Source organism: Mycobacterium sp. 23 (assembly GCF_048287075.1).
GTDB lineage: Bacteria > Actinomycetota > Actinomycetes > Mycobacteriales > Mycobacteriaceae > Mycobacterium > Mycobacterium gordonae_B.
On sequence record NZ_JBLVUX010000005.1, the window covers coordinates 772,035 to 792,303 of the forward strand.

Genomic DNA, 20,269 nt, shown 5'->3' on the forward strand with positions numbered 1-20,269 from the left:
GCGGGAAAGCCCAGACTTGATCGGAACCGCCGTGATGACTCTGCTTGCAAAGAGTTTGGCAGTTAGGCAGCAGTGTTCGTGTATGCCATCGATTGGGCGATCTGCTGCGGCAGCGTGTTCAGCAGGAACGGGAAGATGCCGCCGAACTCTGTGCCGCCGAGAGGCACATTGATGTTCGGAAGACCGGGAATGCCCAGCGCCTGGCTCAGCGGCACCGTAGCCGAAATCGGGTGCGGCGGGACCAGCAGACCGGTCAGTGGCAGATGGGCAATCGTCGGAATGGTGATGGGGAGCGGTAGCAATGGCACGGGAATGGTCACGGTTACCGGCAGCGGTTGATCGATCACCACTTCGCCGTTGAGGAATCCGTCGAGGATGAAAGCTGGCGTGTTGCCGATGGCGTTTGCCGCTCCCCACAGGTTGCCGGTAGCCAGGGAGGTGGAAAATGCCGTGGCGCCCTGCGCGAGCCCGTTCAAACCGGCGAACGGCGGCCCCAGGATGGCAAAACCCAGTTGGAGCGGCAGACCAAAGATCGCCTCGCCGGCGAGACCGCTGGCGGCGGGGTTCAACAGATCGAGTGTCAGGGCGAAGTCGGCCGAGACGCCCGCGTTTGTGAGCGTGTTGATCCCATTGGCAAAGTTCTGCGCCATCATTCCCGGTATGGAATTTGCCGGGATCAGGCTGGCCGCGCCCTGCACCTGCTGACCGACGGCGGTGAGGATGGGCAGTAGCGCTCCGGCCGGTCCCTCCACACCGATCGGTCCGGAGATCACAAGCTCCGGCGCCAGCAAATTCGACACGTCGACGCTGATTCCCAATCCGCTGGTGTCGAATCCGGTGATGAACAGGTCGACCAGCGAATGAGCTCCGTACTGCACCGCCTGGGAGTACTGACCCTGCTGGATTGCCATTCCTGCGAGGTTCAAGTCCCGTTGGAAAGTGGGGAACGTCTGCTGGATGCCTTCGCCGAATTTGGCCAGCTGCGTTCCCAGCGTGGTGTAGAAGCCGGTCGTACCGTTGACGAACGCCTGAGCACCGACTGCCGGGTTGAACGTCGACGCTTCCTGCAGCGCAAGTTGGAGATTCGCCGGCACATTGCCCGGGAAGCCTTGCAAGTTGAGCGCGAGCGCATTCCCTGCGAGCTGGGCGTAGTGGCTCTGATTGATGGCGATCTGGTTGAGGATCGGGAAGGGCCGGTAATTGGCACCGAGGTCGCTGAAATTCCGGACGGTGTTCTCGAACAGGACCTGATACGGGTTGGGGTAGGCGGCGACACCGGGTGCTGCGACGAGTTGCGGAAACAGGACGTTCTGCAGGGAAGTGCCGATGCCGCCGAGAATCGGGCCCAATTGCCCGGTGGCTCCGCTCAGGCTGCCGAGGGCCGAATTCAAGGTGCTCGGGGATAGCAGCGACGGAAGCGACGGAAGTACGAAGTTGACTCCGCCAAGATTGAGCCCGCCGGTTCCGCCGGTGAGGGGGGCGAGGAGGCCGCCACCGCCGGTGGCACCTCCGCCCAGCAACCCACCCAGCAGACCTCCGAGCGGGTCGGTGGGCGCAGCAGTCGGGAAACCGACGGCGCCGCCCAACAGAGCCTTCTCCGCGTTGGCGATGTCGGCGGACAGATAAGCGGCCGCGCTTCCATTCAGCAGCCGCACGAACTCGGCGTGGAATGCTGCCGCCTGGGAGTTGACCGCCTGAAATTCCTGCCCGTAGGCGCCGAACAGACGTGAGATCGCTGCGGAGATTTCATCGGCCGCCGCTTGCGCGATGCCGGTTGTCGGAGCTGCGGCGGCCTCCGCTGCGGCACCGATCGAGGATCGAATCCCGGCCAATTGCCCGGCAGCCGCGGTGACGAAATCCGGCTCAGCGATCACAAATGACACGGTTGGCCCCCCTCGTTGTACATCTGTTGTACGCGCGCGAGTACCCGAAACCGACCGATGTCAAACGTCAGATCAGCAAGTCATACTGAGTGACTCATCACGTCGCCCGGCGCCCCAATCGACGCCGAGCGCCGGCGATAGCTACGCGATTGCTTTGGCGAGCTGTGCGGGTGCGTAACTCAGCAGGGCGGGAACGATGCCTCCGGCAGGCGTCCCTTCGAGTGTGACGGAGACCGGTCCGATAACTGGGGCGACCACGTTAGCCACCAACGGCCTAAGGGGCGAGAGAATCCCTCCCACGGGTATGTCGAGCGTCACGGGAACCCCGGCCGTGGCCGACAGTGGCAGCTCCAGCGGCAGCACGGCCTCGCCATTGAGGAAGCCGTTGGCGATATTGGCCGGAGCACCGATCAGTGCGGTCGCTGCCGCCCCGATATTTCCGGCCTGCAGAGCACTGGTGACCGCCGTTGCGCTGTCTGCGAACGCCAGCGCCGTGGTGATCGGCGAACCCACGGCATTGAGCGTCATTGCCAGCGGCAATCCGACGGTCGCCGCCCCGGTCAACGTTGTGGTGTCCAGCGTGAAGGCGATGTTGGTATCCAGGACCGTCCTGATCACGTTCGTGAAGTTCTGCGAAATGTCGCCGGGGATAGTCAGCGGGGGGAACAGGTCTCCGACGGTGCCGAGCAGTTGAATGTTCGCGAAGTCACTGGCATTGATGCCGCTGACGAAGAGACCTACCAAAGCACCCGCCACGTCGCCGGCCCGCAGGCTCGCCGGCACATTGGCCAGCCCGATCGTGAAGTCCCGGGTGGCACTGGTGAGCGCCGTGAAGGACAGCGACGCGTAGTTGAACTGGTTGGTGAGGAACTGGTTCAGGAACGGCGCCGGATCAGCCAGCCACGTTTGGCCGATGCTCTGCAGGTTGGCGCGAGTGTTGTTCAGCAGGTCGTCATAAGGGCCCAGAGGCGAAGCGGTGCTCGCAGCGGAGTAGGACAGCGCGGCGGCGCCGGGTGAACCGCCCGTCCCGAACAGCCCGTTGGTGCCGGGGTTACCCGGAACTCCGGCAGCGCCTGCGCCGGGGTTTCCACCCGCGCCGGCTGCGCCACCGGCCCCGCCGGTACCGAACAACGTGGCGTTGCCGCCATCACCGCCGTTGGCGCCGGTCCCACCTGATGCGCCGACGCTTCCGCGGGCTCCGCCGGCGCCACCGGCACCGCCGTCACCGCCATTCCCGTACAGCAGTCCGCCGTCGCCGCCCACTCCGGCGGTGCCGCCGGCGCCGCCCTTACCGAGAGTGGAGCCGCCTACTCCGCCGGTACCACCGGCCCCACCGGCCCCACCATTGCCGACAAACAGCCCGGCGGTGCCGCCGTTACCGCCGGCGCCACCGGCGCCGCCCGCGAGGGCCAGGAAGCCGCTGCCGCCGGTGCCGGCGGCGCCGCCGGCCCCACCGTTACCGAAGTAACCTGCGTTCCCGCCGGCACCACCGTCACCGCCGGCGCCAGCTCCGCCAATGCCGCCGGCCCCACCTGTGCCACCGGCGCCGCCGGACCCGCCGTTGCCGCCCAGCAGTCCGCCGCTGCCGCCGGCCCCACCGAAGCCGCCACTGAGACCGATGACGCCGGCAACGGCAACGCCGGCGCCGCCGGCCGCGCCGTTGCCGCCGGAGCCGTAGAGCCCGACGCTGCCGCCGCTACCGCCGGCCGCACTCGCCGCTCCACCGGCCGCACCGCCATTACCGCCCTGGCCGATCATGGTGTTTCCGCCGGCGCCGCCGGCACCAGCGAGGCTCGAGCCGCCGTCGCCGCCATCGCCGAAGAACGCATTACCGCCGGCACCGCCGGCCGCCGTGTCACTGGAAGCGCCGTTGCCGCCGTTGCCGAACAGGCCGCCGGCCGCACCCGCCTGCCCGGAACCGGCCCCGGCGTCGCCACCGTTCCCGAAGAACACCCCGGCCCGACCAGCGGCGCCGCCGGTCGGACCGCTGCCACCGTTCCCGCCGTCACCGAACAACACGGCATTGCCACCGGCCCCGCCGGCCCCGGTTCCGGTCGCTCCCACGCCGCCGGCCCCGCCGCCACCGCCGTTGCCGAACAACAGGCCACCGGCGCCACCGGCGCCGCCGGCCCCGCCGACACCCGCGCCCGCACCGCCCGCACCGCCTATCCCGCCGTTCCCGATCAGCCCGGCCGCCCCACCGGCACCGCCCGCACCGCCGGTGGGTCCACCGGCACCGCCGTTGCCCCCGTTGCCGTACAGGATGCCGCCGGGCGCACCGTTGGTCCCGGGGTTTGCCCCGGTCCCGTCCTGGCCGTTGGCACCGTTGCCGATCAGGGGGCGTCCCAGCAGCGTCTGGGTCGGCGCGTTCACCGCGTCAAGCACGGCCTGCAAGGGCGATGAGTTGGCGGCTTCGGCCGCGGCGTACACCGCCGCGCCGCCGTTCAGCAAACTCACGAACTCCGCGTGAAATGCGGTCGCCTGCCTGTTGAGCGCTTGGAACTGCTCGCCGTAGCTGCCGAACAATTGCGAGATGGCCGCCGAGATCTCGTCGCCCGCAGCAACAGCCAATCCGGTCGTGGGGCCTGCCGCCGCCGATGCGGCGGCACCCAGTGCCGTGCGTATGCCCGACAAATTGTCCGCGGCCGCGGTGACCAAGTCCGGCGTAGCAACCAGGTACGACATGTGCGGGCTCCCCTCGCTCCGTTGCGGAGTTCACCTGACGTCCATCAGGGCATGAGGGAGCCTAAAGCGGATGCGAGTGCACACGTGGCAAAACGGGCCAAATGGTTATTTTCGAACCGGGGACGCGACGAACAGCTCAACCGCTACGTCAGGGTGAGGGGTGGGATCACCGGCGCCGGCGCACCGAGTGCGGCAGCGATGCTCCGGGGCAGGAAGTCCAACAGGCCTGGAATCAGCCCACCGATGGGAGTGCCTGTCACGGTCGAATTGAAGGTCAGCCCCGGAACCCCTAGCAGCCCCGCGGCATCTACGACTGCGGTGTAAGGAGCGGCAGGAACGAGCAGCCCGCTCAGCGGAAGGTTGAGGGTGGTGGGGGCGCCCAAGGCTTCGATGGTGATCGGCAAAGTCATCTGACCGTTGAGGAAGCCGTCCGTGAAGGCTGCGGGCGCACCGAACAGAGCGCTCGCGGCGCCGAACGGATCTCCACTCTGAACTGCGTTGACGAATGTCGTTGCACTGGCCCCCAGAGCGTTCAGTCCATTGGCGGGTGCGCCTAACGCTTCGATCCCGAGTGCGAGTGGCAACCCCATGTGAGCGTCGATCGTCACCCCGAGGCCGAATGGGCCGTTGGGATCGACGATCAATCCGACGGTCGACGTGACGCCGGTGTCCGTCAACGTGTTCACCAGGTTGGTGAAGTGCTGTGCCACCTGAGCCGGAACGGAACCCAACGGCAGCAGATCGGTGAAGTTCTGTGCCATCTGCCCGGGGATGGCAACGATGGGCAGCAGATCCCCGATCGCACCGGTGGGCGTCACCGTGATGAGACCGTCAGCTCCGGTCACCGTGTTGAATCCTGAGAAGAACGGGTTCAGGAATCCTCCGCCGATCAGTTCCAGGCCCCCGGTGACGTCACCGACGGCAAAGGCCTGCGATGCGGCCTGGAAGCTGGACGGCAGCGCGCTGAATCCGGCGACGAGGTCGTGTCCGGCGTTCTGCAGCGACGTGGCGACCACCTGCGTGAAGCCGATCTGCTGGTTGACGATCCCCTGCAGCGCAGCCACCGGATTGACCGACGGAAGCGCGTTCAGTCCGGCCTCGATGCTGGCCGGGGCGTTCGCGAATCCAGTGACGATCTGCGGTCCGTAGCCCGAAAGGTTGGTGGCCAGCTGGCTCAGCACCGGCGTCGGATTTGCGGCCAGAGCGCTGCCCAGGGCCTGCAGGTTGCCGGCCGTGTTCGCGAAAAGCGCCTGATACGGTGCGGCCACCGCATCGGCGAAGCCGGCGAGGCTCGTACCCGCCAGCGTCTGCGCGCCGGCGGCCTCGGCACTCGCATAAGCGCCCGCGCCGGCATTCAGCAGTCCGACGAACTCGTCGTGGAACGCCGTGGCTTGTGCACTGATGGCCTGGAATTCCTGGCCGTGCGTCCCGAACAGTTGCGCGATCGCTGCCGAGACCTCATCAGCGCCGGCAGCCAGCACCGACGTCGTCGGACCCGCAGCCGCCGTCGTTGCCTGGCCCAACGCTGAGCTGATCCCAGCCAGATTCTGGGCCGCGGCCTCAACCAACTCCGGAGCCGCAAACACGTACGACATATCTTTCTCCTCCACTACCCCGATAGTGACCAGCGGTCATGTGCCGCCGCAGATATGAATTCAAACTGATATCGCACGCATGTGCAAAAGGCTCAGCCGACTAACACCTTCTCGCAAGTCAGCAGGCAGCAAGCCTGACGGACGCGACCAGGCATGATCACCAGACGCGATTGTTTGCATCTATTTTTGTCATACTCGCCACCCGCGCATCGACCGGCCACAAGCGTCGCGGACGGCCGCAGGGAACCCGCTATCCGCGGCGCAGCGAACGCACCTCGGCGAGGAACTCGCGGCGCAGATCGGCGTCCGCGAACTCCCCGCGCCAGACCGTCGTGGTCGTCCGCGAATGCTCCTCGACGCCCCGAAGGTGCGTACAGAGATGCGCGGCTTCCAGGTGCACGGCCACGCCGCGCGGGTTGATCAGCGCGATCAGGCCGTCGGCAATCTGCTCGCCCAGCCGCTCCTGAACCGTGAACCGGCGCGCGAACAGTCGAACCAGCCGCGTCAACTTCGAGATGCCGATGATCTGGTCGCCCGCGATATAACCGATGAACGCCGTCCCGAAGAACGGCAGGGCGTGATGTTCGCAGAGGCAGTTGAAGTCGATCGGCCCCTCGATCACCTGCGAAGGCGCGGCTTCCCCGGACTCGCCGTGCTCGGTGGGAAAACTCGTCGCAAGCTTCGGATCGCCGTCGTAGCCGGCGGTGATGTCGTAGAGCGCTTTCAGAAACCGCTGCGGAGTCTCCCGGGTGCCCGGCGTCTGCAGGTCCATCCCGAACGCGGTGAAGATCTCGGCGATCGAGGACCGGAAACGCTCCCACTGCACCTCGGAGATGTCCCGGGTCGGCGTTTCAAACCAACGGTTGGCCAGGCCGGGAATCGCCCCGCCGGCGGCCATCTCGATGACGTTGTCCGGTTGACTGGCCACGTTCGTCATGCGGGCTCCTCGCCGACGGCGCCGGGAAGCGGGGGGATGTCTCAGCAAACTGACGAGATAAATTTACGCAGCTGTCGAGCCCGGGCACAACCCCCGGAATTTCCGCGCCACCTGCGCCGATTTCAACATTGACACTCCGATATGCGCTGGTCATCTACCGGGAAGCGATGCTCAGCTACGAAGCTGAGCTCCCACCCGCTCCGCCGCACACCGCACCGCGGCATCACGGGCCGCGGTGGCATCGTCCTCGGTGAGAGTGCGATCGGGCGCCCGGAACCGCAGCGCGAACGTCAGCGACTTACGATCCTCGCCGATCTGCGGGCCGACGAAGACGTCGAACAGTTGCAGGTGTTCGAGCAGTTCGCCGGCACCTTCGCGCACAGCGTCCTCGACTGCTCGGGCGGGGACGTCCTGCGCCACCACCAGGCTGACGTCCTGGAATACGGCCGGGAAGGGCGACACCCGGGGGGCCGGCGGCACCCCGCCGATAGGAACGGCGTCAAGGTTCAGCTCGACTGCGCACGTCCCCTTCGGCAGCCCCGCGCGTTCGATGACAGCTGGGTGCAGTTGTCCCGCATGCCCGACGACGGTGCCTGCCGCGAGGACCTCGGCGCACCGGCCCGGATGCCACGGCAGGTACTGGGCGGCTTGCAGCGTGACGTCCACGCCACTGGCGCGCGCGATGATCCTCACCGCCTCGAATGCATCCGCGGCCTCCACTGCCCGGCCCGGCCCCCAGGGACCACGCGGCTCGCGCAACCCCGTGAGCACCGCGGCGACGTGCTGCGGTTGGCGTGGCAGCGATGCATCCAGCGTGGCGATCTCGGCGTCGGTGGGACGCCGGTGGACCGGGATGAGCTCGACGGCACGGGTGTGCTCGGTGGGTTGCACCACCTGCGCGACGGCGAACAGTGCGACGTCCGAAAGACCCCGGGAAACGTTGCGGTGCAAGGCTTCCAACAGGGCCGGCAACAGCGTGGTGGCCAGCTGCGGACGGTCGGCCTCCAGCGGGTTGATGACGTGGGTGGTGCTGCGCCGCGGATCCTCGGCCGGCAGTCCCCACAGATCGAACACGCCGGCCGGCAGGAACGGCGTGGGAAGGATCTCGACGTAACCGGACAGGGCCAGCGACTTGCCGATCGCGCGTCGCCGGAGCTGGGTGGCGGTGAGTCCGCGCCCCGCCGGTGCCGACGGCAGCACCGACGGGATCGCCTCGAGACCCTCGAGCCGGAGCACCTCTTCGACCAGGTCGGCGGGTTGGCGCAGGTCGGGACGCCAACTCGGCGGCGTGACGGTCAGCGTGCCGCCGTCCTGGCGCACCCTTGCGCCGACCTGCGCGAGGCGCCGCGCGCTGGTGCCGGGCGGATAGGCCACGCCGGCGATGCGGTCCGGCAGGTCAGCAGAAATCTCGATCGCCGGCGGCGACCAGTCCTCCCGCGGCGGGTCGCCCCGCCAGTCGGTCAGGGCGGGTTCGGCGACTCCCCCGGCGATGTCGACGAGCAACCTGGCGCACCGGTCGAGTACGGCTACCGAGATGGCCGGGTCGACGGCGCGCTCGTAGCGGCGCGCCGCCTCGCTGGGCAGGTGCAGACGTCGTTGGGTTCGCGAGATCGCGGCCGGATCCCAGACCGCGGCCTCGAGCAGCACATCGGTCGAGTCGGCGCGAACTTCGGTGCTGTCGGCCCCCATCACGCCGCCGATGGCCGCGGTCGCGACGTCGTCGACGATCAGGACGTCGACCGGTTCCAGCTTGCGTTCGATGTCGTCGAGGGTGACGACCCTCTCCCCGGGCCGCGCAAAGCGCACCTGGAAGCCGCCGGTAATGCGGGAGCGGTCGTGGGCGTGCATCGGGTGTCCGAGTTCAAGCATCACGTAGTTGGTGACGTCGACGGCCGGTGAGGTGGCGCGGATGCCGCACAGCAGCAGCCGGCGCTGCAACCACCACGGTGACACCGCCGCCGGATCGATCCCGGTGACCGGGCGCAGCGCGAACCGGCGCACCCCGGTCGCGGGGTCCACCGTCAGCGGCCACGCCTCACCCTGGGCCGGCAATTGCTGCACGGCAGCGGGATCGACGAAGTCTAGGTCGAAGGCGCAGGCGATCTCGCGCGCCAGCCCCCGCACCGACAGGCCGTAGCCGCGATCGGGGGTGATGGCCAGGTGGAAGACCACGTCGTCCAGCCCCAGCACCGTCGCGGCGTCGGCGCCGGGTTCCGCGGTACCCGGCGGCAGCACCAGGATCCCGGAATGATCAGCCCCCAGACCGAGCTCGGCCGCAGAGCAGATCATCCCGTTGGAGTTGCGCCCGTAGGTCTTGCGCGCGGCGATGGTGAAGTCTCCGGGTAGGGTTGCTCCGGGTAGCGCCGCCACCACCAAGTCGCCGACCGCGAAGTTTGTTGCGCCACAGATGATTTCCTGCGGCTCCGGGTTGCCGACGTCGACCAGGCAGGCCCGGATGGGTTTCTTGAAACCGCTGAGTTCCTCGATCTCGGTCACCCGGCCCACGGCCAGCGGGCCGGCGACCGGGCCGAGCCTGGCGACCTCTTCCACCTCGTGACCGATGCGCACCAGGGCCTGTTCGAGCTCACCGGGGCCGACATCCCAACCCGGCGTACCGACGGAGACGACCTCACGCAGCCAGCTGTAGGGAATGCGCATCAGGCCCCCACCCCGAACGGCAGCGAGAACCGGATGTCACCTTCGACCATGTCCCGCATGTCGGGTATCCCGTTGCGGAACTGCAGGGTTCGTTCCAATCCCATTCCGAAGGCGAAGCCGGAGTAGACGTCCGGGTCGATACCGGCGGCCCGCAGGACGTTGGGGTGCACCATTCCGCAGCCACCCCACTCCACCCAGTCGGCGCCGCCCTTCTTGCCCTCGAACCAGACGTCCACTTCGGCCGACGGCTCGGTGAACGGGAAGAAGTGCGGGCGCATCCGGGTGCGCGCCAGCGGCCCGAATTCGGCCCGGGCGAACGCGTCGAGGGTGCCGCGCAGATGCGCCATCGTCAGCCCCCGGTCCACGGCCAATCCCTCGACCTGGTGGAAGACGGGTGTGTGGGTGGCGTCGAGTTCGTCGGTGCGGAACGTCCGGCCGATGGAGATGATGTAGACGGGCAGCTCGCGCTCGAGCAGGGTCCGTACCTGCACCGGAGAGGTGTGGGTGCGCAGGAGTTGCCGCGAGTCCTCCGGCGCGATGTAGAAGGTGTCCTGTTCGCTGCGCGCCGGATGATCGGGCGGGAAGTTGAGGGCATCGAAGTTGAACTGCTCGGTTTCCACCTCGGGGCCCTCGGCGAGTTCCCAGCCCATTGCGATGAAGGTGTCGGCGATGTGCTCGGCCAGCATCGTGATGGGGTGCCGCGCGCCGGTTGGTTGCCGGGTCGAGGGCAGCGTCACGTCGATGCGTTCGGCCACCAGCACTGCCGCGTCACGCTCGGCACGCAGTGCCGCCAGGCGCTCGTCATAGCTGCGCTGCGCTTCGCCACGGGCGACATTCACCCGCTTGCCGGCATCGGCGCGCTGCTCCTTGGGCAGGCTGCCCAGGGCCTGTCGCGCCAGCGCCAGCGGAGAACGGTCGCCGAGGTATTCGGTCTTGGTGTGCGCGAGCGCATCCAGACTGTCGGCGGCCGCGATGGCCCGCTGGGCAGCCTCGACCGCCTCGGCCAGGGCTTCCGGCGACAGGTCGACGGGTTGATCACCCACGCGGCGGCACTCTCCTTGCTGAGGCTGGTAGGGCTGTCCGGCCTCTACCCCGCGCGATGAGCTCGAGCGCGGCCCGCGTGGTCGGCGGGAGGGGTCAAGGCACGGGTATGACGCAACTGCCGATCATAAGTCATGGCGGGTTGTGTCCCGGATCACGGAAAGCTCAGGAGTCGAATTGCTCGAAAGTCTGCGAGAACTGCCACGGGTTCTGCGCCACCCCACTGCTGACATTCGTCAACACACCCGGGGTGCCGGGGAAGTCGCGGTTCGCCGACCACATGTGCAGGCCACCGAGGTTGTTCTGCTCGGCGAAGGTGGTCAGCTTCTGGGCGTCGGCCAGGCTGAAAATCTCGGCTGGGTCGTCGTTGACGCCGATCATCGGGGTCACGTCGACCATTGACCAGATCTGCGCGCTGGTCTTGGACGGGTACAACGTCGCCAATTGGCCGTGGACGGCGGTGGCCGCCTGAATCGCGTAGTCCCCCATCTTCCCGGCGTACGGCAAGGAGGGATCGTAGTAGTCCATCGCCATGATGTTCACGTGGCTGATCTGCACGTGGTTGTCGACGGCGATCTGGACGGCCCGCAGGCCGTCGGCGGTCAGGCCCGTCGGCATCACCGGGAGCGTGAACGAGACATCTACCGGCTTGCCGGCGGCGATCCCGGTGGTCTGCAGTGATGCGATCGCCTGCGAGCGAAGCTTCAGCGAGGCGGTGTCGCCCAGGGCCGCACCTTCGATGTCGAAGTCCAGCTTGTGAATTCCGTACGTGTTCATCACCGATGTGTACTTCGCGGCCAGCTCCGCCGCCGTCCCGCCGGTCAGCGCGAGTTCCTGGTTGGCCGCGCCACCGAACGAGATGGTGGCATTGATCCCGGCGGCGCGCATGGCGTCCATCTGGCTGTTGATCTGGAAGAGCAGATTGCCGCTCGGCACCCCGGCTCCGTTGCCGATGGTATAGGCATCGAAGCCTCCCCAGGCGGGCTGGCCTGCGGAGTTGGCGGTGATGAAGCCCAACGTGACGTCTTCGATGCTGCCTATCCGGCTCGCGCCCGTGAAGTCGAACTGCGGCCACAGCGTCATGTCGACGTAAGGAGAGAACACACCCGTGCCGACCGGTGTCGGTGGCGTGATGCTGCCGGGGAGCCCGGCGATTCCGGGCCGGCCCAACAGCAGTCCGGCCCGCCCGCCGGCACCGCCGGGCGCGCCGGTGCCGCCGTTCCCGCCGGCACCACCGTTTCCGAACAACCCGGCGTCCCCACCGGCACCCCCGGCCTGGCCACCGGCACCGGCCGCCCCGCGGCCGCCGTTTCCGAACAGCAACCCGCCGTCGCCGCCGCGTCCTCCGGCCACCGAAGCGTCGGCGCCGTCGCCGATCAACGGGCGGCCCAACAGCAACTGGGTGGGCGCGTTCACAACTCTGAGCAGCTGCTCTTCGAAGGACTGCAGAATCGAGGTGTTCGCCGCCTCGGCAGTGGCGAACGAATTCGCACCCGCGGCCAGGGCCTGCACGAACCTCCCGTGATAAGCCTCCACCTGGGCGCTCAGCGCGCGGTATTCCCGACCGTACGCACCGAACATTCCCGCAACGGCCGCTGACACCTCGTCGGCGGCCGCTGGCGCGAGTGCCGTCGCCGGACCGGTCGTTGCGTTGGCCAGGACCAGTCCGGAACGGATCCCTTCCAGGTCAGATGCGGCAGCCAGCAGCATCTCCGGATCGGCTATCACATACGACATGGCATCCTCCGGTCGGTTTCGTGCGCCGGGGTTACGTTGCCGCTTACGCGGGCATTTTTCAATTGCTCCGGCCGAGGTCGTGGGCGAAAGCGCTGTTCAAAAGCGGGTTCTCGGCGACCTCAGGCTCCTCGATGCCTCGAAACAGAAGCCGATTCTAGTTTGCTGAGGGCACAAGCGCCGGAACGGGAGCGGCGACGCGACCCAAACGCCTGGTCAGGAGGTGCGCCACTAGCGCCCCCGACAGGCCGAACACGACACCACCAGCCATACCCCACATGCTGTGCGCCAGCATCAGGAAGCCGAACCCCGCCGATCCGAGCAGCATGAGCAGTCGTGCCGGTGTCCAGTGGATCGGGGCGCGGAAGCGCAGCGAGACCAGGACACCGAGGGTGACGGCGACGGCGTGACCGGCGTTGGTGAATTCGCCGCCGATGATCGCGGCGAACACGCTCACCGAGATCCACCAGCCGATCCACGCTGACCGCAGGGACCGTGGGATCGTGGCGGTCAACGCGCCGAGCGCCGCCAGCGCGCCGTAGCTCATCCCGACATCGCTGGCGTGGGTGATCGACCATGGCATCCAGCCCATCTTCACAGCCGTCGCCAGGGCCGCCGCGACCACCAGCGTGGCACCCACATGGCCGACCAGAAACGCCACCAGCAGTCGGAGGGTGCGCAGGTGCAGTTCGGCCAGCACCAGCAGGCAGGTCAGGAAGGGCAGCCAGAACCACAACGGCCCCGCCTCGACGACGAAGGCGCTGCCGACCAGGGTGCCGAGCCTTCCGTGCGACAAATTGTGCAGGTTGGTGCTGGCGTGCCGGATCACGCTGTCATGGGCCTGCGGGCTGAGCATCAGCATCGTCGTGCTGACGGCGAACAGAGCCGCGACGTAGCCCACGGTGAAGCGGACGCGCGACAACCCGGTGAAAACGTTAGAAAGCATCACTTCCACTATGCATGGGCGTTTGTCTCATTTGTGTTATCGCTGGTTGACAACTCTTTGTGAAGTTTCAGGCGATAAATAGCCAGATCTGGCGGAATGCCGGTGAGCTTGCTGGCGAACATCGGTCGGCGCGCCCGCTTGGCGGTGACGCCCATCGCGTCCAGATCGCTCTGCGGAATGAGGTCCAGCGTCGGGCCCGAGATCATCACGCCGCCTTTCGTGGCGCGCTCCATGACCCGCGCCGCGATGTTCACATCGACACCCAGCCAGTCCGCACCCAGCCGCTGCGGCCGGCCGGTGTGGATCCCAACCCGCATTCGCGGTCGATAGCCCTGCACCTCAACCGATTTGATCGCCTCCTGGGCGGCCAGGACGGCCTTGACCGCAACTCCGGGACGACGAAAGACCGCCATGATGCCGTCGCCCATCCGCTTGACGATATGCCCGCCGGCGTCGAGCAGCGGAGACTCGACCGCCCTGGCGACCTGACGCAGCAGCGTGAGGGCGGCGTCGTCCCCGGCTTGCAGCGACCAGGTGGAGAAACCCACCAGATCGGTGAACACCAGCGTCACCTCAGGGTTTGCCGGCTTACGGGAGACCGCCTCGGTCATCGCCTGCCACACCTGTAACACGCCCAGGCTGACCTCCCGTGACGCCGCGTCGCGATCGCCCAGCAGCCGGTCGGCGGCCCGTGCGGCGGCTCGCGGACCGCCCTCCCCTGCGGTCGACAAGGGATCACCGAACTCGGGATCCCCCGGCAGCAGGCGTCGTGCCCGCTTGACGAAGTCCACGACGCCCGGGCTGTGGTTGGTGTTGCTGAGCCATTTACCCGGGGAACGCCGGGGAGCGGCATCCGCAGTGGCGCCGGAAGTGGTACTGCCTTCGGCCACCGCTGTCGCGGTCTCATCGGTCACGCCGGACTCCGCTTCGCCAGACCCGACCTCCACTCGGCAAGGGTAGGTGCTCCGGACTGAGCCCGGCAACGAGGCCCAGGCCACTTGTGTCACACGTCGCCGCAAACGCGCTGATCACGGGAGTGCGGCGGTGCTGTGGAGGGTCCGTAACACAGACGCGACGCATATGTGGAGGTGCTAGACAACGCATGTTGTCAGCGTTTATCGTGAGCGCAAATAAGGCGCTCGGGAGGCCGTGATGACCGCTACATCTACGACTGCGACTGACCCCCTCGGGCCCGACTCGCTGACCTGGAAATATTTCGGCGACCTGCGTACCGGGATGATGGGAATCTGGATCGGCGCGATCCAGAACATGTATCCCGAACTCGGAGCCGGGGTCGAGGAGCACTCCATCCTGCTGCGCGAACCGCTGCAGCGCGTGGCCCGGTCTGTCTACCCGATCATGGGCGTGGTCTACGACGGCGACCGGGCGGCCCAAACCGGCCAGCAGATCAAGAGCTATCACCGCACCATCAAAGGAACCGACGGCGCGGGCCGGCGCTACCACGCGCTCAACCCGGAGACGTTCTACTGGGCGCACGCGACGTTCTTCATGCTCGTCATCAAGGTCGCGGAGTATTTCTGCGGCGGCCTGACCGAAGCCGAGAAGCGTCAGTTATTCGACGAGCACGTGCAGTGGTACCGGATGTACGGGATGAGCATGCGGCCGGTACCCAAGTCGTGGGAGGAATTCCAGGAGTACTGGGAGCGGGTCGGGCGCGAGGAGCTGGAGATCAACCAGGCGGTCCTGGACATCTTCCAGATCCGGATCCCCAAGCCGAAGTTCGTCCTGATGCCGACTGCGGTCTGGGACCAGCTGTTCAAGCCCATGGTTGCGGGTCAGCGCTGGATCGCGGCGGGCCTGTTCGAGCCCGCGGTGCGCGAGAAGGCCGGCATGCGCTGGACCCCGGGCGACGAGATACTGCTCCGCGCCTTCGGCAAGCTGGTGGAGCTGGCGTTCCTGGCGGTGCCCGACGAGATCCGGTTACATCCCCGCGCGTTGGCCGCCTACCGCCGCGCGGAGGGCCGAATCAGCGGTGACGCGCCCTTGGTCGAGGCGCCCTCGTTCATGGCGCCACCCCGGGACCGCCGTGGGCTGCCCATGCACTACTTCCCACCTAAGCCCCGCTCCCCGCTTGAGCCGGCACGCCTGATCATGGAGCGGGCCGGCGCGCTGGTGCACGGCACGCTGTCGATCGCCGGGCTGCGGCCGGCGCGCGGACGCAGCCGGGCGGCCTGAGACCTGCTAGATCACGCCGAGTGGCTGCAGGAACCGCGGGACCAAACCGAATTGGTTGCCCTGGTAGTAGAACTCCCAGCCCAATGCCGTGATCGAGCCCCCGGTGACGGTGGGCACGGTTCCGTTCACCGTTATCGCCACCGGACCCAGCGGCGTGGGCCCGTTCAGTGATCCGGTGAAGACTCCGGTCGGCGAGACGAACAGATTGCCACCCGCCGACATCCATGTGACGGGGCCGAACGCCGTGTTCACGGTCCCGGTCACATTGGCGGCGAACCCGCCGACACTGTTCAGGTCGGCGGGGATGATCGGCGCCGCGCTCAGCCACAACGCGCCCACCTGACCGAGCGGGCCGTTGAGGATCGCGGATTGGTACAGGCCGCCCAGGCCGAAGCTCGAAGAAATCTGCAACGGGCCGTAATTGGAGCTCTGGCTCACCGTGGTGAGGCTGATGAAAGTGTCCAACGGGCTGGCCTCGGCCGCACCAAGGGTCCCAGCATGCGCCAGAGTCCGCTGTACGTTGGCGAATTCGGCGCTCAGGTACTGCGCGGCACCGCCATTGAGCAAATTGACGAAAGTGTCATGGAAGGCCGCGGTCTGGGCGCTCAGGGCTTGGAATTGCCGGCCGTGTTTACCCAGTAGGGCTGCGATGGCCGTCGAGATCTCATCGAGTGCCGGGGCCGCGATTGCGGTTGTTCGGGCCGCCGCCGCGGCATTCGCGGTTCGAAGTCCGTCACCCATCGTTTCCAGGCACCCGCTGGCTGTCTTCAACAATTCCGGCACCACGATTAATTGCGACACAGCTACCCCTGTCCCGACGGTCTTTCGACACCAGCCCGTTTATTTGACGCGAGATGAATACTAACAGTGGGATGTCAAACCGCAGCTGAACGAATTCGCATGTTGGGGAGAAATGTCGTCATGCAAATGATTTGCTGTCGCAGACGAAAACCGGGCGCTTGACGCTGTTCGCGCAACGCGTCGTAGGTTACAGCGGCAGACCGATTGCCTTCAACAATTCGGTACCGAGACCGCCGAACTGTGAACCACCGAAGGCGAAATTCGAACCGGTCCACGCCTGTGTCACGGTGGGAGGGCCGGGATCGAGGTCGATGCTGTACTGGGGTACCGACATTGTCATCGGCGCCGAAGGGGCCAGGAGCCCGCCGAACGGGATGCCCAGGCTGATGTCCGGTCCGCTCGCCGCGAGCTGCCCCAAGGGCAAGGTGACCGTCTGATGCCCGAACAGCACGGCCTTCGTCCAGTCGAACGGTGCCGAGAAGAAGGCGGTGGCCGCTCCGAGGACGTTTCCGCCGGTCATCGCCGAGGTAACCGCGTTATAGCTGTTGAACAGGGAGTACCCACCGGTGACTACCGGACCCGCAGCGCCGACGAGGAGTCGCAGCGGAGTGGGGAATCCGACCGTCCCGCCGGTGAGGCCGAGGGTCGACACGACCGAAGTGGGGCTGGCCACGGTGGAGACTGCGCCGTTGATGGCGAACGACACCGGACCCAGCGGAGTGACGGCACTTATGGATGCGCTCAGCGGACCATTGCCGGATGACGGCATATCGAAGGTCTGCGTGATCGCGATCGGGCCGAACGGGGTGCTGATTGAGCTGGTTTGGCTGACGGCCTCGGCCGGGTTGACCACCGAGGCGCCGCCGAGCAGGCTACTCAAAGTCTGCTGAGCATTGGCGATCTCGGCGTTCACATACTGCAGCGCTCCACCGTTCAGCAGTTTCACGAATTCGGCGTGGAAAGCCGAGGCCCTGGCATTGACCGCAGCGAATTCCTGGCCATGCGATCCGAATAGCCTCGTGATCGCCGACGAAATTTCGTCCGCTCCCGGAGGTGCGATCGCGGTGGTGCGGCGCACCGCCGCGTCGCTTGCGCTGCGCAGAGCAGACCCCACACTCTCTAAGTTGCTACTTGCCGTTGCTACGGCCTCCGGAACAATGCTGAGAACAGACATGAATTCCCCCTTTACGGAGACCCACCGACCCCTATCCCGGCTATTAGACGAGAGCCGAATAGTAACAGTCGGACTTCACTACTGTCACCGACGAATTTCCGATCTTCGCTATTTGGACGGTTCCGGCAATCCGACGCCTCCGACCGACAGATCAGGTTCGCTGACCGAGTTGGAGGGCCCGGGCACTCTGGTACATGCAAATGGCCGCGGCCGCAGCAACATTCAGACTCTCCGCGCCCCCCGCCATAGGTATACGCAACCGGCGATCGGCCTGTGCGGCAACCTCACCCGGGAGCCCCTGCGCTTCGGGCCCGAACAACCACGCCGTCGGCCGCGCCAGCATCGGGTCGGCATCGTCGAGGGAGATCTCGCCGTCCACCGCGGTGGCCAGTACCTGCAGGCCGGCGGTACGCAGCAGGGTGAGCACCTGCGGAGCGTCGGGCGCGACGACGACAGGGATGGAGAAGATGCTGCCGGTCGAGGCGCGCAGGCACTTGCCGTTGAAGGGGTCGACGCTGTGCCCGGCCAAAATCACCGCTGCCGCGCCCATGGCGTCGGCGATGCGGATGAGCGTGCCGGCGTTGCCCGGCTCGCTGATGTCCACCGCAACCGTGATCAGCCCCGGCGATCCGGCCAGCACGTCGTCGAGGCTTGTCGCCGGGATCTGACACACGGCGATCAGACCGCTCGGAGACACCGTGTCCGACAACGCCTTTGCGGCCCGTTCCGTCACTACGTGCACCGGCGCAAGCTGCCCGGCAAGCAACGCGTCATGCCGGCGCGCGGCGTCCTCGGTGACGTAAAGGTCCCGGACCAGCCCACGCCGCAGGGCCGCCTCGACGAGGTTGGGTCCCTCGGCGAGAAACAGCCCCGCGCGGCGCCGGCCGACATGACGGTGCAGCTTGACCGCGGCGACCACCCGAGCCGAACGTTCGGTCAGCGCGGACCTCATGGTCTGAAACCCGGCCGGTCAGGCCGCTGTCAGGCAGCCTCTCCGGAGGGCGCGTTGACGTCCTCCGGCAGCGCGGCACGGGCAACCTCGACCAGCGCGGTGAACGCGGCCGCATCGGTGATAGCGATGTCGGCCAGGTTTTTACGGTCCACCTCGACGCCGGCGGCCTTGAGGCCCTGGATCAGCCGGTTGTAGGTGATGTCGTTGGCACGCGCGGCGGCGTTGATCCTCGAGATCCACAACTTGCGGAACTCTCCCTTGCGGGCGCGGCGGTCACGGTAGGCGTAGTTGAGCGAATGCAGCTGCTGCTCTTTGGCTTTGCGGTAGAGCCGGGATCGCTGACCGCGATAACCCTTCGAAGCTTTCAGGACGCTGCGCCGCTTCTTGTGGGCGTTGACCGCCCGCTTCACGCGTGCCATGGGGTGTTCCTACTCTCGTTCAAAATCGGTCGGGGGCTGCCGAAAAGCCCGCTGTCGATAGGGGGTTTCGTTGGGGGATGCGGCGCGGTGCTAGCCGTTGAGCAGCGAGTTGACCCGCTTGGTGTCGTTGGCCGACACCACCGTGCGACCGTCGAGCCGACGGGTGCGCTTGGTCGCCTTGTGCTCGAGCAGATGCCGGCGGTTGGCTTTCTGCCGGACGATCTTGCCGGTGCCGGTACGCCGGAACCGCTTCGAAGCCCCGCTGTGGGTCTTGGCCTTAGGCATGTTTCCTCGGTTTTCCTGGTTCTCGTGAGCTGTTCTGGTGGTGCTGCGAGCTGTTGCTAGGACGGTTGCGCGTCGCCTGCCGGATCGGCCGGTCCCGTCGCACTGCCCGGATGTTGCGCCCTGGCGCGGGTTTTCGCGCCACGGTGCGGTGCCAGCACCATCGTCATGTTGCGGCCGTCCTGCTTGGCCGATGTCTCGACGAATCCGTATTCGGCGACATCGGCGCCCAGCCGCTGGAGCAGCCGGTAGCCCAGCTCCGGCCGTGACTGCTCGCGGCCGCGGAACATGATCGTGACCTTGACCTTCGACCCCGCTTCGAGGAAGCGGACCACGTGGCCCTTTTTGGTCTCGTAGTCGTGGTCGTCGATCTTGGGCCGCAGCTTCTGTTCCTTGACGACGGTCTGCTGCTGATTCTTGCGGGATTCGCGCGCCTTCTGCGCCGCCTCATACTTGTACTTGCCGTAGTCCATGATCTTGCAGACCGGCGGCCGGGCATTGGGGGCTACTTCGACAAGGTCGAGATCGGCGTCCGCGGCGACGCGGAGTGCGTCTTCGATACGCACGATGCCTACCTGCTCTCCCCCCGGGCCGATCAATCGAACTTCAGGCACGCGAATGCGCTCGTTGACGCGGGTCTCAGTGCTGATGGGGCCTCCCTCGTTGGCTTCTGTTTCAGTGCGGCCGTGGACGGGGCCGGAAACAGTGGTGGAGGCACACCAACCATCAGCAAAAAAGCCCTGCAGATGCAGGGCCCATTGCCGACCGATCAACGGCTTGAACTGGTCAAACCGCCTGCGCAATGCACAGAACAGACATCTTCACGATGCCTGTGACCGGACCGGATTGCCTTGAGGAATCTCGTGGCAGCCGGTGGGAGTGGGACTCCTCTTCACTGTCCCTGGCCTGACGCCGGGATGGTCGCAGCGATCAGTCTAGCAGGCATAACGGATCAGTCCGCCAATG

General features: G+C 66.9%; 15 protein-coding genes and 1 pseudogene. 1 reads left to right on the plus strand and 15 read right to left on the minus strand.

Going from position 1 to position 20,269, the window contains the following annotated elements:
* Positions 1 to 62 precede the first annotated feature (62 nt).
* The 9 genes and pseudogenes from ACNQS7_RS04780 to ACNQS7_RS04820 all read right to left on the minus strand — a co-directional run bounded on the left by ACNQS7_RS04780 (position 63) and on the right by ACNQS7_RS04820 (position 14,369).
* Positions 63 to 1,883 carry a PE family protein gene (locus ACNQS7_RS04780; protein WP_418011654.1) on the minus strand — a complete coding sequence of 607 codons (1,821 nt, stop codon included), beginning with the start codon at positions 1,881 to 1,883 and terminating at the stop codon, positions 63 to 65.
* 141 nt (positions 1,884 to 2,024) lie between these two features.
* The gene (locus tag ACNQS7_RS04785) at positions 2,025 to 4,568 is read right to left on the minus strand and encodes a PE family protein (protein WP_418011655.1); all 2,544 of its coding nucleotides are present in this window, start codon (positions 4,566 to 4,568) and stop codon (positions 2,025 to 2,027) included.
* A gap of 1,306 nt (positions 4,569 to 5,874) precedes the next feature.
* A pseudogene (locus ACNQS7_RS04790) lies at positions 5,875 to 6,163 on the minus strand (PE family protein); the annotation flags it as partial.
* Positions 6,164 to 6,413: 250 nt separating this feature from the next.
* Entirely contained in the window at positions 6,414 to 7,100 is a 687-nt protein-coding gene (folE, locus tag ACNQS7_RS04795) for a GTP cyclohydrolase I (protein WP_418011656.1), read from the minus strand.
* A gap of 171 nt (positions 7,101 to 7,271) precedes the next feature.
* Entirely contained in the window at positions 7,272 to 9,758 is a 2,487-nt protein-coding gene (gene pheT, locus ACNQS7_RS04800) for a phenylalanine--tRNA ligase subunit beta (protein ID WP_418011657.1), read from the minus strand.
* Positions 9,758 to 10,801 carry a phenylalanine--tRNA ligase subunit alpha gene (pheS, locus tag ACNQS7_RS04805; RefSeq protein WP_418011658.1) on the minus strand — a complete coding sequence of 348 codons (1,044 nt, stop codon included), beginning with the start codon at positions 10,799 to 10,801 and terminating at the stop codon, positions 9,758 to 9,760. Before pheS ends, pheT begins: the two co-directional genes overlap by 1 nt.
* Positions 10,802 to 10,964: 163 nt before the next feature.
* Positions 10,965 to 12,536, minus strand: a complete 1,572-nt coding sequence (locus tag ACNQS7_RS04810; protein WP_418011659.1) for a PE domain-containing protein — start codon at positions 12,534 to 12,536, stop codon at positions 10,965 to 10,967.
* A 154-nt stretch (positions 12,537 to 12,690) separates the two neighbouring features.
* Positions 12,691 to 13,479 (minus strand): rhomboid-like protein, encoded by a 789-nt coding sequence (locus ACNQS7_RS04815; protein ID WP_418011660.1) that lies wholly within the window; start codon positions 13,477 to 13,479, stop codon positions 12,691 to 12,693.
* Positions 13,480 to 13,487: 8 nt separating this feature from the next.
* Positions 13,488 to 14,369, minus strand: a complete 882-nt coding sequence (locus tag ACNQS7_RS04820) for an adenylate/guanylate cyclase domain-containing protein (RefSeq protein ID WP_418015881.1) — start codon at positions 14,367 to 14,369, stop codon at positions 13,488 to 13,490.
* A gap of 262 nt (positions 14,370 to 14,631) precedes the next feature.
* Here ACNQS7_RS04820 and ACNQS7_RS04825 point away from each other — a divergent pair, with 262 nt between their 5' ends.
* Positions 14,632 to 15,675 carry an oxygenase MpaB family protein gene (locus ACNQS7_RS04825; RefSeq protein ID WP_418011661.1) on the plus strand — a complete coding sequence of 348 codons (1,044 nt, stop codon included), beginning with the start codon at positions 14,632 to 14,634 and terminating at the stop codon, positions 15,673 to 15,675.
* A gap of 6 nt (positions 15,676 to 15,681) precedes the next feature.
* Here ACNQS7_RS04825 and ACNQS7_RS04830 read toward each other — a convergent pair whose 3' ends face one another.
* The 6 genes from ACNQS7_RS04830 to infC all read right to left on the minus strand — a co-directional run bounded on the left by ACNQS7_RS04830 (position 15,682) and on the right by infC (position 19,953).
* Positions 15,682 to 16,476 carry a PE family protein gene (locus ACNQS7_RS04830; RefSeq protein ID WP_418011662.1) on the minus strand — a complete coding sequence of 265 codons (795 nt, stop codon included), beginning with the start codon at positions 16,474 to 16,476 and terminating at the stop codon, positions 15,682 to 15,684.
* A gap of 187 nt (positions 16,477 to 16,663) precedes the next feature.
* Complete coding sequence (locus ACNQS7_RS04835) at positions 16,664 to 17,650, minus strand: PE family protein (RefSeq protein WP_418011663.1); 987 nt, start codon at positions 17,648 to 17,650, stop codon at positions 16,664 to 16,666.
* 151 nt (positions 17,651 to 17,801) lie between these two features.
* Positions 17,802 to 18,602 (minus strand): TrmH family RNA methyltransferase, encoded by an 801-nt coding sequence (locus ACNQS7_RS04840; RefSeq protein WP_418011664.1) that lies wholly within the window; start codon positions 18,600 to 18,602, stop codon positions 17,802 to 17,804.
* 29 nt (positions 18,603 to 18,631) lie between these two features.
* Entirely contained in the window at positions 18,632 to 19,021 is a 390-nt protein-coding gene (rplT, locus tag ACNQS7_RS04845) for a 50S ribosomal protein L20 (RefSeq protein ID WP_055579169.1), read from the minus strand.
* Positions 19,022 to 19,111: 90 nt separating this feature from the next.
* Complete coding sequence (gene rpmI, locus ACNQS7_RS04850) at positions 19,112 to 19,306, minus strand: 50S ribosomal protein L35 (protein ID WP_055579168.1); 195 nt, start codon at positions 19,304 to 19,306, stop codon at positions 19,112 to 19,114.
* A 56-nt stretch (positions 19,307 to 19,362) separates the two neighbouring features.
* Positions 19,363 to 19,953 (minus strand): translation initiation factor IF-3, encoded by a 591-nt coding sequence (gene infC, locus ACNQS7_RS04855; RefSeq protein WP_418015882.1) that lies wholly within the window; start codon positions 19,951 to 19,953, stop codon positions 19,363 to 19,365.
* Positions 19,954 to 20,269: the final 316 nt, after the last annotated feature.

Coding starts and splice junctions, on each gene's coding strand:
- folE (WP_418011656.1), bottom strand. CDS start 7,100: ATGACGAACGTGGCCAGTCAACCGGACAACGTCATCGAGATGGCCGCC.
- ACNQS7_RS04815 (WP_418011660.1), bottom strand. CDS start 13,479: ATGCTTTCTAACGTTTTCACCGGGTTGTCGCGCGTCCGCTTCACCGTG.
- ACNQS7_RS04785 (WP_418011655.1), bottom strand. CDS start 4,568: ATGTCGTACCTGGTTGCTACGCCGGACTTGGTCACCGCGGCCGCGGAC.
- rplT (WP_055579169.1), bottom strand. CDS start 19,021: ATGGCACGCGTGAAGCGGGCGGTCAACGCCCACAAGAAGCGGCGCAGC.
- ACNQS7_RS04835 (WP_418011663.1), bottom strand. CDS start 17,650: ATGTCTGTTCTCAGCATTGTTCCGGAGGCCGTAGCAACGGCAAGTAGC.
- ACNQS7_RS04825 (WP_418011661.1), top strand. CDS start 14,632: ATGACCGCTACATCTACGACTGCGACTGACCCCCTCGGGCCCGACTCG.
- pheT (WP_418011657.1), bottom strand. CDS start 9,758: ATGCGCATTCCCTACAGCTGGCTGCGTGAGGTCGTCTCCGTCGGTACG.
- ACNQS7_RS04840 (WP_418011664.1), bottom strand. CDS start 18,602: ATGAGGTCCGCGCTGACCGAACGTTCGGCTCGGGTGGTCGCCGCGGTC.
- rpmI (WP_055579168.1), bottom strand. CDS start 19,306: ATGCCTAAGGCCAAGACCCACAGCGGGGCTTCGAAGCGGTTCCGGCGT.
- ACNQS7_RS04810 (WP_418011659.1), bottom strand. CDS start 12,536: ATGTCGTATGTGATAGCCGATCCGGAGATGCTGCTGGCTGCCGCATCT.